This window comes from Streptomyces olivochromogenes (genome assembly GCF_021538895.1).
Lineage (GTDB): Bacteria > Actinomycetota > Actinomycetes > Streptomycetales > Streptomycetaceae > Streptomyces > Streptomyces olivochromogenes_A.
Genome location: NZ_JADDRL010000046.1, coordinates 57,361 through 70,320 on the forward strand (window position 1 = coordinate 57,361; position 12,960 = coordinate 70,320).

Annotated in this window: 10 protein-coding genes; 6 read left to right on the plus strand and 4 right to left on the minus strand. The window is 69.0% G+C overall.

What is annotated here, in order from left to right:
• Positions 1-115: 115 nt before the first annotated feature.
• Both IPZ69_RS23425 and IPZ69_RS23430 read right to left on the minus strand, forming a co-directional pair.
• Positions 116-1,801 (minus strand): ribonuclease J, encoded by a 1,686-nt coding sequence (locus IPZ69_RS23425; protein WP_235456260.1) that lies wholly within the window; start codon positions 1,799-1,801, stop codon positions 116-118.
• A 757-nt stretch (positions 1,802-2,558) separates the two neighbouring features.
• Positions 2,559-4,208: an acetolactate synthase large subunit gene (locus IPZ69_RS23430; protein WP_235456261.1), complete on the minus strand. Its 1,650-nt coding sequence runs from the start codon at positions 4,206-4,208 to the stop codon at positions 2,559-2,561.
• Between the two features lie 218 nt (positions 4,209-4,426).
• Between IPZ69_RS23430 and IPZ69_RS23435 the strand changes: the two genes are divergently transcribed.
• From IPZ69_RS23435 to IPZ69_RS23455, 5 genes are all read left to right on the plus strand, one after another.
• Positions 4,427-5,164 carry a flavodoxin family protein gene (locus IPZ69_RS23435; protein ID WP_235456262.1) on the plus strand — a complete coding sequence of 246 codons (738 nt, stop codon included), beginning with the start codon at positions 4,427-4,429 and terminating at the stop codon, positions 5,162-5,164.
• Positions 5,165-5,379: 215 nt separating this feature from the next.
• Positions 5,380-6,144: a class I SAM-dependent methyltransferase gene (locus IPZ69_RS23440; protein ID WP_235456263.1), complete on the plus strand. Its 765-nt coding sequence runs from the start codon at positions 5,380-5,382 to the stop codon at positions 6,142-6,144.
• Positions 6,077-6,994, plus strand: coding sequence for an NADP-dependent oxidoreductase (locus IPZ69_RS23445; protein WP_235456265.1), 918 nt, complete (start codon positions 6,077-6,079; stop codon positions 6,992-6,994). The genes IPZ69_RS23440 and IPZ69_RS23445 overlap by 68 nt, the downstream gene beginning before the upstream one ends.
• 49 nt (positions 6,995-7,043) lie before the next feature.
• Entirely contained in the window at positions 7,044-7,349 is a 306-nt protein-coding gene (locus IPZ69_RS23450) for a recombinase family protein (protein ID WP_235456266.1), read from the plus strand.
• Between the two features lie 576 nt (positions 7,350-7,925).
• Entirely contained in the window at positions 7,926-9,023 is a 1,098-nt protein-coding gene (locus IPZ69_RS23455; RefSeq protein WP_235456267.1) for an IS110 family transposase, read from the plus strand.
• 293 nt (positions 9,024-9,316) lie between these two features.
• Here IPZ69_RS23455 and IPZ69_RS23460 read toward each other — a convergent pair whose 3' ends face one another.
• A complete protein-coding gene (locus IPZ69_RS23460; RefSeq protein WP_235456273.1) occupies positions 9,317-11,776 on the minus strand; it encodes a SpoIIE family protein phosphatase in 2,460 nt (819 codons plus the stop codon).
• A gap of 246 nt (positions 11,777-12,022) precedes the next feature.
• Here IPZ69_RS23460 and IPZ69_RS23465 point away from each other — a divergent pair, with 246 nt between their 5' ends.
• Positions 12,023-12,247 (plus strand): hypothetical protein, encoded by a 225-nt coding sequence (locus IPZ69_RS23465; protein ID WP_235456268.1) that lies wholly within the window; start codon positions 12,023-12,025, stop codon positions 12,245-12,247.
• A 396-nt stretch (positions 12,248-12,643) separates the two neighbouring features.
• Here the strand turns inward: IPZ69_RS23465 and IPZ69_RS23470 are convergent.
• Positions 12,644-12,960, minus strand: a 317-nt coding sequence (locus IPZ69_RS23470; protein WP_235456269.1) for a S8 family serine peptidase, incomplete at its 5' end; no start/stop codon positions are given.

The following is a 12,960-nucleotide window of genomic DNA, read 5'->3' on the forward strand; positions in this document are numbered from 1 at the left end:
GTCATGTGGAGTGCGTTGCCACCCCGGCCTGCTGGGGTGGCCGCTGACTCCGTGCCCGGCCTCGATGCTCGCGGGGCCGCCACCGGAAGCGCGGATCGTGCTGCCGTGCTGTGGTTCAGGCGTCGATGATGACGGGGATGATGAGGGGCTTGCGGCGGTGGGTGCGGAACGCCCAGTTCGCCACGGCGCGGGCGAGGAGTTGTTCGAGTTGGCGCGCGTCCCCGACGCCTTCCTCGGCGGCGGTGGCCAGGGTCTTCTCGATGACGGGGATGACCGGCTCGAAGGTGGTGTCGTCGTGGACGAAGCCGCGGGCCAGGAAGTCGGGGGCTTCGGCGAGGGCGCCGGTGTCCGCGTCGACGATCGCCACCACCGTGACCACGCCTTCGGCGGCGAGGGTGAGGCGGTCCTTGAGGGATGCTTCGGTGGCGCCGCCGACTTCCATGCCGTCCACGTAGACGTTGCCGGCGGGGACCTTGCCGGTGATGGACGCGCGCCCGTCGACCAGGTCGACGACGACGCCGTCCTCGGCGATGACGACCCGTTCGGGGTCGACACCGGTACGGATGGCGAGGTCGGCGTTGGCCCGCAGGTGGCGCCATTCGCCGTGCACGGGCATGACGTTGCGGGGCTTGACGATGTTGTAGCAGTAGACGAGTTCGCCGGCGCTGGCGTGCCCGGAGACGTGCACCTTGGCGTTGCCCTTGTGGACCACGTGGGCGCCCCACCGGGTGAGTCCGTTGATCACCCGGTAGATGGCGTTCTCGTTGCCGGGGATGAGGGAGCTGGCGAGCAGGACGGTGTCGTCCTTGCCGATGCGGATCATGTGGTCGCGGTTGGCCATCCGTGACAGCGCGGCCATCGGTTCGCCCTGGGAGCCGGTGCACACCAGAGTGATCTTGTGGTCCGGGAGCTTCTCCAGCTCCTTCGTGCTCACGACCAGACCGGAGGGGACCTTCAGATAGCCCAGGTCACGGGCGATGCCCATGTTGCGGACCATCGACCGGCCGACGAAGGCGACCTTGCGGCCGTGCTGGTGGGCGGCGTCCAGGACCTGCTGGATGCGGTGCACGTGGCTGGCGAAGCTGGAGACGATGACCCGGCGCGGCGCGGTGCGCATCACCTGCTCGATCGCCGGGTTCAGCTCTCGCTCGGAGGTGGTGAAGCCGGGTACTTCGGCGTTGGTGGAGTCGGTGAGGAACAGGTCCACGCCCTCCTCGCCGAGGCGGGCGAAGGCGCGCAGATCGGTGATGCGGTCGTCGAGAGGGAACTGGTCCATCTTGAAGTCGCCGGTGTGCAGCACCATCCCGGCCCGGGTGCGGATCGCGACCGCGAGGCTGTCGGGGATGGAGTGGTTGACCGCGACGAACTCGCAGTCGAAGGGCCCGAAGCCACGCCGGTCGCCCTCTCGTACCCGCACCGTGCGCGGCCGGATGCCGTGTTCCTTGAGCTTGGCCTCCAGGAACGCCAGCGTCAGCTTGGAGCCGACGAGGGGAATGTCGGACCGCTCGCGCAGCAGGTACGGCACGCCGCCGATGTGGTCCTCGTGGCCGTGGGTGAGTACCACGGCCACGATGTCGTCCAGCCGGTCCCGGATCGAGGTGAAGTCCGGCAGGATCACGTCCACGCCGGGCTGGGTCTCCTCGGGGAACAGCACGCCGCAGTCGACGATGACCAGCTTGCCCGCGTGCTCGAAGACGGTCATGTTGCGGCCGATCTCACCCAGGCCGCCCAGGGCGACGACCCGCAGCCCTCCTTCGGGAAGGGGCGGGGCGGCTTTCAGCTCGGGGTGCGGATGACTCATACCCTGACGGTACCCGGAGAGCGGGACAGGGTGATCCACTGCCTGTGTGATCCAACGAGCGCTCGATACGACCCGACGCCGGAGACGTACTGGCGCTCAGGTCGGCATCCGTCTCATCTGACCGCTGCCCTGGTCCCAAGGCACGAGGGCAGCCGCGGGTGCCGGGGTGGCTTCGCGGGTCGCGTGAGCACCCCGCGGTTGCGTCCAGGGAAGTGGTGTACGGGTCCGACCTGATCCGGGGTTTGCTCCGGCATCGGGATGAGGTCCGCATGGACGCGGTCTTGCTGTGCTCCGGCTCGCCGTTCTCGACGGCGTGGGGAGGGCAGCGGTGACGATGCGGGTGCGGTGGCTGAAGTGGAGCAGAGGGCGGGTGACGTACACGGCAGACGAGGGCTGTGGCCTTCACGGGATGCACCCGAGGCGAGGGAGCGTGCCCCACGGGTCTTTGCGTGATGGAGATTGGTCCGGTTCGCGTGTGACGTGACGTCATGTCCCTTGGCCATCCCGCGAAGCGGTTCAGGCACGGCCTCGATGATCATGTAGGGGTCGAGTTCGTTGATCACCGAGCGAGCCCGTGCCTGCCCCTGTTCCCTCATACCCGCCGTGCTGGAGCAGCTGGCTGTCCAACAGCCGGCGCCGAGGCTCCACCTGGCGCGCCAGACCGTCATACCTTCTTCACCGCGGGTACCCGGCCTCGCCGAGACAGGCGCGAACCGCATTGCAGGTCCTGCCGCCGTCCCGAGGTGTCCCGTCCAGCTCAGAAGGGGCCGTGCAGAGTGCCCAGTCTGTCGGTCAGCCGCAGGTTCTCGGAGTAGTCGACGGGGCAGGCGATCACGGACACCGCGTCGTCGTTGAGAGCGCGGCGCAGTACGGACAGGAGTTGGCCGGCGGTCTCCACGCGGTAGCCGCGTGCGCCGAAGCTCTCGGCATAGGCGACCAGGTCCGGGTTGGTGAACCTGGTGTGGCTGTGGCGGCCGAGTTCCAGTTCCATCTTCCAGGTGATCAGCCCGTACTCCTCGTCCACCAGGACGAGGACGACCAGGGGGATGCGCTCGCGGACGGCGGTCTCCAGTTCCTGGGAGTTCATCAGGAACGAGCCGTCGCCCATCATGGCCAGGACGCGCCGATCCGGCCGGGCCAGCTTGGCGGCGATGGCGCCCGGCAGTGCGAAGCCCATGGTGGACAGGCCGTTGGAGACCAGGCAAGTGTCCGGTTCGTAGGTCGGGTAGAGGCGGGCCATCCACATCTTCCCGGCGCCGGTGTCGGCGAGCACGATGTCGTGGCGGTCCAGCGCGGTGCGGACATCGGTGACCACGCGTTGCGGCACCAAGGGGAACGCGTCACTGTCGCGTCCGTACTGGAATTCTTCGTCGAGCAGGGTACGGATCTTCTCGCTGCTTCCCGAGTCGAATGTGAGCCCGTCGGGCAGTGCTGCCGCCAGTGCGTCCAGCGCCTGCGAGGGATCCCCTTTGACGCCCACTGCCACCGGGTAGTGGGCGTCCACCTCGGCGGGGAAGCGGTGCACGTGAAGGATCCGCTTGTCGCCGTTCGGATTGATCTTGACCGGGTCGAACTCCTGGATCTCGTAGCCCACGCAGATCAGTAGGTCGGCCGCGTCGAGGCCGAAGTTGCCGTAGTCGTGGCGCATGAAGCCGATCGCGCCGAGAGCGTTCGGGTGATCGTCGGGGAAGACGCCCTTGCCGTGGAACGTGGTCGCGACCGGGATGTTCAACCGCTCGGCGAAACGCACCAGGGCGGCCGAGGCCCCGGCTCTGGTGGCACCGTGGCCCGCCAGCACGACGGGGTGCCGTGCGGTGGTGAGCACCTCGACCGCCCGCTCGATCTGGAAGGAGGACGGCGCGTCGGCGCGCACCGCGTCGATCTGCAAGGGGGCCAGCGGCTCGGCCGGACGCTCTGCTTCGATGTCCTCCGGCACGGCCAGAAACACGGCGCCAGGGCGCTCGCTCTGCGCGGTCTTGAACGCCTTGCGCGTCATCTCCGGCACCGCGTCCGGACACGCGATCTGGGCCGCCCACTGGGTGACGGGAGCGAACATCGACACCAGGTCGATGACCTGGTGCGACTCCTTGTGGGTACGACGCAGCGACCCCTGCGCGGCCAGGGCCACCATCGGCGCGCTGTTCGTCAGGGCGTCCCCAGTACCCAGCAGCAGATTGATCGCGCCGGGCCCCAGCGTCGCCGAACACACCCCGGCCCGGCCGGTCAGCCGCCCGTAGATCTCCGCCATGAACGAGGCGGCCTGCGCGTGGCGCACCAGGACGTACCGGATACCGGAGCCGTTCAGTGCGTCGACGAAGCGGATGTTCTCCTCGCCGGGGATCCCGAAGACGTACTCCACGCCCTCGGCCCGCAGACAACGCACCAACAGGTGCGCGACGTCCTCCACTGCTGCCGTGTCCGCGACTCGCTCGAGCCTTCGGTACCCATGAGACGAACGTAGGCATGGCCACCGGTCCCGGCCACTCGTCGGCAGCCGACCGGGGGCGCGGAACGCCGGAACCATTCGGAGGCGTTGCGGTAGCGGCTGCCGCGGTCGACATCCAGGCTGGGCACAGTGGACGAGTCGCCGCGCACTGTGCGGCGGCAGGGCTCCGGGAGGACCGTGTGACTACTTCGTCGCCCGCTACCGACGCACCGTCGGCCCGGTACGACGACCTACGTGCCCTGGTGTTCAACTGCACCTTGAAGCGCTCGCCGGAGACGAGCAACACCGAGGGGCTGATCGACCGGAGCACCGCCATCCTGGATGCGCAGGGCGTGCACGTCGACGTCGTACGGGCGGTGGACCACGACATCGCCACAGGAGTGTGGCCCGACATGCGCGAGCACGGCTGGGAGACGGACGCCTGGCCCGACCTGTACCAGCAGGTCCTGGCAGCCGACATCCTCGTGCTGGCCGGCCCCATCTGGCTGGGCGACAACAGCTCCGTGACGAAGCAGGTGATCGAACGCCTCTACGCATGCTCCAGCCTGCTCAACGACGCCGGCCAGTACGCCTACTACGGCCGCGTCGGCGGCTGCCTGATCACCGGCAACGAAGACGGCGTCAAACACTGCGCCATGAACGTCCTCTACAGCCTCCAGCACCTGGGCTACACCATCCCGCCGCAAGCGGACGCCGGATGGATCGGCGAAGCCGGCCCCGGCCCCTCCTACCTCGATCCCGGCTCGGGCGGCCCGGAGAACGACTTCACCAACCGCAACACCACCTTCATGACCTGGAACCTGCTCCACCTGGCCCGGACGCTGAAGGACCTGGGCGGCATCCCCGCCTACGGCAACCAGCGCACCGCCTGGGACGCCGGCTGCCGCCGCGACTACGAAAACCCCGAGCACCGGTAGCGCGATGCCGATGGCAAATGGCGGACGGCCGTCGGGTTCGGCCCCACGCAGTGGGCCGGCGCGCCGGGGACCGGAGGAGAAGCGCGTACGGGAGCGGCTGAGGCGCGTGCGTGCCGGTGGGGAGGCTGCGGCGGCGTCGCGATCAGACTTCGCCGCGCCTGGCGAGCCGACCGCGACGACGAGGACCTGCCCGCCACAGGTCATGGCACCACACCATGACCACCGACGAGGACAAGCCGTACGGCACCGAGCAGGGCCCCTACGCGCTGGCCCTGCGACCCGGCCGTGGACCGGTGTATCTGCGGCTGGTCGACGGGCGCCGGATCCGGATGCCCGTGTACCGCTGGCACGAGCAGCCCACAGCAGCCGACACGACCGTGCTGGAACGCTGCGTCGGCCCGGTCCTGGATGTCGGCTGCGGGCCGGGCCGGATGTGCAGAGAGCTGCTGAGCTGGGGAGTCTTCGCTCTCGGGGTCGACATCGCACCTCACGCGGTCGCACTCACCACCGCCCAGGGCGGGCTCGCGCTGCGCCGGTCGGTCTTCGACTGTCTGCCGGCCGAGAGCGGCTGGCAGACGGTTCTGCTCATCGACGGCAACATCGGCATCGGAGGCGATCCGCACAGCTTGCTGCACCGCTGTGGTGGACTCATGGCCCCATTGGGACGCCTCGTCATCGAGGTCGACCCCGATGACATCGAGGAGCTGTGCACGGCGCGGTTCGAGGACCTCCAGGGCCACAGCGGTCCGCCTTTCCCCTGGGCACGGCTGGGACGACGCGCGCTCCACAGGGTCGCCGAGGACCTCGCCCTCAGCATCACCGACCAGTGGACGAGCGGGCACCGCTGTTTCCTCACCCTGGCTCGTCGGAGATCTCAACCCACAACGACATACGAGGAAGGGGACAATCTCAATGAAAGCCATTGTGGTAACCGACCAGGCCGCGGGAACGGCCGGGATGACGCTGACGGAGCGGCCTGAGCCGTCCGCAGCGATCAACGACGTCATCGTTGAGATTCATGCATCGGGCTTCGTCCCGACTGAGATGGAGTGGCCATCGACCTGGACTGATCGCGCCGGCCGTGACAAGACACCGTCGATCCCCGGCCACGAGCTGGCCGGAGTGGTCACTGCTCTCGGCTACGGCACGACGGGGCTGTCGGTCGGGCAGCGGGTGTTCGGCCTCGCCGACTGGCACCGCGACGGCACCCTGGCGGAGTACGTGGCGATCGAAGCACGCAACCTCGCAGCGCTGCCCGGCGACGTCGCCTTCACGGTAGGCGCGTCCCTGCCGATCTCAGGTCTGACCGCATGGCAGGGGCTGTTCCAGCACGGCCGCCTGCAGGCCGGCCAGACCGTCCTCGCCCATGGCGCGGCCGGGGCAGTCGGAACGATGGTCACCCAGCTCGCACGTGAGACCGGCGCTTACGTCATCGGCACCGGCCGCGCCGCCGACCGTGAGAAGGCACTCGACTTCGGCGCGCACGAGTTCGTCGACCTCGAGAACGACGCGCTGAAAGACGTCGGCGGCGTCGATCTGGTCTTCGATGTCATCGGCGGCGACGTTCAGAAGCAGTCCGCTGCCCTGATCAGGGCCGGAGGAACGCTGGTGTCCGTCGTCGGCCCGGTCGAGGCGCGGCCCACCGACGGTCTGGCGGTGGACTTCGTCGTCGAGGCCGATCGTGCCGCCCTGGGTGAGATCGTGCAGCGAGTGCGGGACGGACGGCTGCGGACAAACATCGGTGACGTTGCGAGCCTGGATGATGCCGTCGGTGCCCTCAACCCGACCACGCGACGCAGCGGGAAGACAATCATCCGCGTACGCCCGTAGGAAGTGATGGCCACAGTCCCACTGGCGGGTCATCCTCACGGTGTACGAGATGAAGCGGCTCGGCCGCGACGCCGCCGAACTCACCGCGCTCGCCGACCACCTGTTCGCCCACGGCCTGGTGCTCGTGCTGGAGATGCTCGCCGGACTCCTCGCGGGAATGTACGACCCCAGCGGGCACGGCAAGCCGCTGTTCGCATTTCTCGCGGTGGTGGCGGAGACCGAGCGGCAGAACATCGGCGAGTCGCCCCTGGAAGGGCTCGGCACCGCCGCCCGCCCGCAAGGGCAGGCACGGCGGCCGGCCGTCATCACCGCGATGAGGCGTACGTCGCGGAGCTGCGCAACCACTGCTGGGTGAGACAGCCCTGACCCAGCACCGGTTCGACTGGCACTTGGGAGCCCCGGGTACGAACGGGCGGGCGGGCCAGGCAGTCCGTCGACGCCTGCCGGGAGAGCCACCGACTCGTTGTCGGATACGGGGAGCTGCAGCACGACCAGCCGATTTCGCACTTCGACAAGCCGGACCGGCTCACCGTCAGCGGTGCCCACCGTCCGGTAAGGCGGGCCACACGGCTGCCCGTCAATGCCGGTCACGAGTGGACGGAGAGTCAACGCCGTTTCAGTGCGTCATGGCCAGGTTGAAGGCCGGTTTGTTCGAAGCCTTCCGGCAGTGATCGAGTCATGCCGCTGTACCGGGATCGATGGGACGGTTGTGCAGTGCCATCCCGGACGGGGTCTGACTCGTGAGACCTATGACCGAAGTGTCCAGTCACGGACCTGTCGACTGCCGTTGCGGGATGCTGCCTGCCACCGAGCCACAGGGCGTGTCCCTATAGGGGCCTTGCCGAGTTTCAGGCGCCATCACGGTTCAGACCGCCCGAGCAGGCCGGTGCCATTCACCCTAGCCAGCACGTCACGTGGGAGGCGAACCATCATGACGACCCGACAGCGCAGCACCTCCTCGAGCACGGATCCGCCCGTTCGGCGCGAGGTCGTCCTGGGCGTGGACACGCACGGCGAGGTGCATGTTGCCGCCGTGATCTCCCCGCTCGGGAATATCCTGGGAACGGAGTCCTTTCCCGCGACGGCGGCCGGCTACCGACAGTTGCTCGTGTGGGCTCGCAAGCGGGGTACGGTGCGCCGGGCCGGTGTGGAGGGCACCGGCACCTTCGGCGCGGGCCTGTCCCGCTACCTGCTGGCCCAGCAGATTCAGGTCTTCGAAGTGAACCGGCCCGACCGCTCGGCCCGCCGGCTGCTGGGGAAGTCGGATCCGCTCGACGCTCAGGCCGCCGCGCGAGCCGTGCTCAGTGGCCGCGCCCGGGCCCGGGCCAAGTCCGGCGACGGTTCGGTGCACAGCGCCCGGATCTTCAAGCTCGCCAAGGACTCTGCGGTCAAGGCCCGTACCCAGGCGATCAACCAGCTCAAAGCCGTCCTGGTCATCGCCGATCCCGCACTGCGGGAACGGCTGTCCAGCCTGGGCAACCGCGAGCTGTTCCGCACCTGCGCACGCCTCGGGCCAGGCGACGGTGAGGACGGCGAGAACGCGGTGGCCCAGGCCACCCACATGACCCTGAGAATGCTCGCGGAGCGTATCGAACAGCTCACCGGGCAGATCAATGAGCTGAACCAACGCCTGACCCAGCTCGTCGAACACCACGCCCCACAGCTACTCGTACCGGTGGGCATCGGCCCGGACAGCGCAGTCACCTTGCTGATCACCATGGGAGACAACCCCGAGCGGCTGAACACTGAGGCATCCTTTGCTGCCCTTTGCGGAGTCAGCCCCGTCGAGTATTCGTCGGGCCGTCGGAGCACGCGCCGGCTCAACTACGGCGGCGACCGCCGGGCGAACGCGGCCCTGCACCGCATCGTGTTCACCCGACTGCGCCACGACCCGCGCACCCAGGCGTACTACGAACGCCGCACCCAGGAGGGCAAGACCCGACGCGAGATCATCCGATGCCTCAAGCGATATGCCGCCCGCGAGGTCTTCAACCTGGTCAGAACGGTACCCGGCGTTCCCCCGTTATAGGGGCGTCCGAGTACTCGCCGTCGTGCGCCGAGGGCTACGTCGTCGGCGCACGACGGGTGGCCGAACCGGAGGAGGAGATCGCAGCGCTCACCAGGATGCGGGACGTCCTCGTCCATCGGATGCCCTGGTTGGCGGCAGGAGGCGGTGCCGCGGACAGTCAGGCCGCCTGATCGCGGCGGGTGGGCCCGACCCCTGGAATCGGGTAGTGCGCTGATCTGAGGCGCAGGCGAGTTCCCGTGTTGGCCTGGGGTTTTGCCGAGTCAGCGAGAACGACACCATGATCAGGTGTCACCTCAGCACTGTGACCCCCATCCGTACTCGGCGAGCAGCAGGGCGATGTCGTCGGCTCGGTACGAGGAGCCCCGGGCGTTGTGCAGAAGCCGGTCGGCGAGTTCGTCCAGTGAGTTTGCAGGGGCGTGGGCCAGGGCTGCTCGCAGGCCGTCGATGCCCACGTTGATGTCGGCGCCGCGTTCCTCGACCAGGCCGTCGGTGTAGAGGGCGAGGACGGACCCTGGCGGGAGGTCGATCCGTGTTGCTGGATAGACGCTCGCGCGATCCACTCCGAGGAGCGGGCCGACGTCCAGTTCAAGGGCGTTGGTCGTCGCGTCGGGACGGCGAAGCAGGGGTGGGGGGTGGCCGGCGGTGGCGGCGTAGGCGTGGTCGCCGTGGGGTTCGAGGTGGATGTAGCAGCAGCTGGCCAGCAGACCGGGGTCGAGGTCGACGAGGGTCCGGTTGGCGCCCGCCACCACATCGCCAGGCGTATGGCCTACTGCGGCGAAGGCCCGTACGGCGCTGCGCAGCTGGGCCATGGTGGCCGCGGCGGCGATGCTGTGCCCCTCCACGTCTCCGATGACAAGACAGACCCCACGACCGGTGGGGATGACGTCGTACCAGTCGCCCCCGATGTCCATTCCGCGGGTGCCGGGCAGATAGCGCGCGACGGTGCGGATACCCGGGACTACTGGCAGCCGGTGCGGCAGGAGCGCCTGCTGCAGGCCGCGCGCGAGCGCGAACTCCGAGTCGTAAAGCCGCGCTCGTTCCAGGGCTTGGGCGATCAACCCGGCCAGTGCGGTGAGGACGCCACGGTCCTTCTGCGTGAATCGGTGGATCTCGTCGAAGCCGAGGACGCAGGTGCCGACAGGGTGGCTGGAGGCTATCAGTGGCAGATACGCCCAAGAACTCACTTCGCCCGTGGGGATGCCCGGGTAGCCCTGGGAGAGGTCCTGCTGCGACTCGATGAAGAGCGGAGCGCCGGAGGTCAGGGTCTCCGTACCGGGCAGGCAGGCATGCAGCGGTACGCCCTCCAGCCAGTCGAGGAAGTCTTCGTGGTGGCCGGTGTGATAGAGCAGATGCATCGTTTTGTCACGGACCACGTAGATCGCCAGCTGCTGGCCGCCGAAGGCTGGTAGGAGCTGGTCGGAGATGACGTCGCAGACTTCGCGGGCGGTGACCGCCTCAGTCAGCGCGCTGCCCAGCTGCAGGACGTGGTACATGACGCCCAGGCGCGCCGGTGCGGCAGCGGTTGCAGTCTCGGCCGAGGAGGCTGATGGCATTGAGGTCGAGGGTGGATGACCGGAGGGCACCACCCGGCCGGTTACTCCGTCCGCTTCCGGATGGAGGGAGAAGTCGAGCCACCGGTCGGGCGGTCGGCAGGCCAGGAAGGAGACCGGCGCCTGCGAGATCATCGCGGACCGGTGCCGGTACTCGACCTCGGGATAGGAGAGCCACGGCAGCACGTCCGAGAGGAACTGACCCAGCAACTCGTCGCCGCGCACGCCCAGCAACTGTAGGGCGTTGTGGTTGGCGTAGGTGACCCGCCCGTCAGGGGCGAGGGAGAACACCCCGTCCCGCAGCCGTTCGACCGCGGCGACGGCCGCGCTGCCGGCCTGCGCGTCGACGACCGTGCCGACCAGGTGGGTGCGTGCTCGCGCGTCGTTGGCCTCCGGTGCGCGGCCCCACAACGCGACCGTGCGGTACCCCTCGCCGCCGTCCTTGCGATCCCGTATGCGCAGGCGGCACGCTTTGATGTGGCCCTCGGCGGCTGCCGCGCGGGCGGCCGCTCGTAGGACGGCGCGGTCGCCGGGGTGCAAGCAGGAAGCCAGCGTTTCGGCTCGTCCGTCGAAAGCACGGGGGGAGAGACCGAAGATCGCGCAGAGCTCGTCGTCCACGGTGAGGGTGCCGGTGACGAGGTCCCAGTCGAACAGGCCGGCCCTCACGGCCGGTGCCGAGGGAGCTGGGATCTCGACCGGAACCGTCTGCGGGTCGCACTCGACCGGATCGCCGGTACGGGCGCGGAGATCGGCGAGGGAGGCACCGAGCCGTTTGGCGATGTTCCGCACGTGACGGCGCTGGGCCTTGGACAGCCCTTCGCTGCCGGGTGACGCCGCCCAGACGATCGCCAGCGCCCCGAAGGTCTCCTCACCTGCGGCCACCGGCACGGAGCAGGAGCCGAAGGCGTACGGCAGAGCTACCGAGAGCTGAGGAAACCGGCGCATCGTCTCGTCGGCGTCGGTCAGGTGGACCGTGCGCCCGGAGCTGTAGGCTGCGGCGACCGGGATGGGACTGCTCACCGGAATGAGGTGCCAGCCACCGAGCAGAGAAGGTGGCACCCCGCACGTCGCGGCGAGCACGATCGACCGACGGTCGCGGGAGCGGAGAAAGACGCTCCCGGCGTACGCGCCGGCTCCTTCGACGGCATCGACGACGGCAACAACGAGCAGATCCTCACGCTCCGCCATCTCGCCGACGATCATTTCGTGCACAGTTCCAGTGTGCGCAGCTCGGCCCACTGGCCCAAGGCGGCAACACAGCGAGACGGGCCGATCACAGCTCGCAGGGCCGTCGCCGCGGTCCGGCTATGGCTCCGCCTGGGGTCCTAGGACACCCCGGGCAAGATCGCAGACCGTGGACGGTACGGCGCACATGCACGGTCCGGACGCAAGACGGCAATCCCGTACCTCACAGTTGCTGAGCGTCACCGATGCTCATGATTCTGGCGGGTGGTGCAGCCGCCGGACTGCGTGGACCAGGTGTCCACCCGCCAGGCTGCTCTCGCCCGGGACGGCAAGGATGTCCAGGACAAGCCGGACAGCTGCCAGCCTGCATCCGGTACATCGCGGCAGACCCATGACTTCGGCGAGGACCTGGAAGGGGAAGTGCGCGGCAAAGCCCGCTACGAGATCCGCGGGGTGGTCTTGGTGGTGCTTACATGCCGGACAGGCTGATCCGGTTCTACGGCAATCGGTATGGGCCCCGACACCGGCAGCGCCCATCTCTCCGCCACGGACAAGGCGGGCAAACCCATGAACGACACTTTCACGGTGACGCGCGACAAGGGCGCGCGGTACCTCGTCGTCTTCACTGGGCAGCCCACCTCGCCGGGCAAAACACCGGCCTCGACCGCCACACCGGCTGACTCCTAGAGGCAACGAAACACGCATCGGCCCGCACCGCGCTGTGCAGGCCGATGACCTTCCCTTCCGCCAGAGATGTAGCGCGGCACACCAATCCGGCTGCGGCTCTGCCCCAGCCTCCCCTCCGCGCCTGTCGATCGGCCGGCAACGCCAAGGCATGAGAGGGGCCGTGATGATGTCCGGCACGTGCGGCAGCAGACGGTGTTGTCAGGCGTCGGGCCGGGCCTGGCCTGCGGCTGTGTAGGCCTGTTCGGCCTGCCAGCTGGTGGGGATGCCCAGAGCGGTGGGCGCGTCGGCGATTCCGGCGCCGGTGCGGGGGTCCGTGCCGGGCAGGGGGCGGCAGGCGGTGCGCAGCAGCAGGTACAGGTGGTCGGCGCGCGTGGCGGTGCGGGGCATCACCTGGGTGCGCAGATGGTCGTGGTGGGCCAGGAGCAGAGCGGCGAGGCCGGTGACGTGGGCGGCGGCGATCGCGGTGCCGTCCACGGCGGCGTAGCCCTCGCCGGGCGCAGTGGTGATCACCGCCG

Bases quoted from the DNA above. Each gene is read 5' to 3' on its own strand.
- IPZ69_RS23450 (WP_235456266.1), top strand. From the start codon at position 7,044: ATGAAGCGGCTCGGCCGCGACGCCGCCGAACTCACCGCGCTCGCCGAC.
- IPZ69_RS23445 (WP_235456265.1), top strand. From the start codon at position 6,077: ATGAAAGCCATTGTGGTAACCGACCAGGCCGCGGGAACGGCCGGGATG.
- IPZ69_RS23425 (WP_235456260.1), bottom strand. From the start codon at position 1,801: ATGAGTCATCCGCACCCCGAGCTGAAAGCCGCCCCGCCCCTTCCCGAA.
- IPZ69_RS23455 (WP_235456267.1), top strand. From the start codon at position 7,926: ATGACGACCCGACAGCGCAGCACCTCCTCGAGCACGGATCCGCCCGTT.
- IPZ69_RS23460 (WP_235456273.1), bottom strand. From the start codon at position 11,776: ATGATCGTCGGCGAGATGGCGGAGCGTGAGGATCTGCTCGTTGTTGCC.
- IPZ69_RS23440 (WP_235456263.1), top strand. From the start codon at position 5,380: ATGACCACCGACGAGGACAAGCCGTACGGCACCGAGCAGGGCCCCTAC.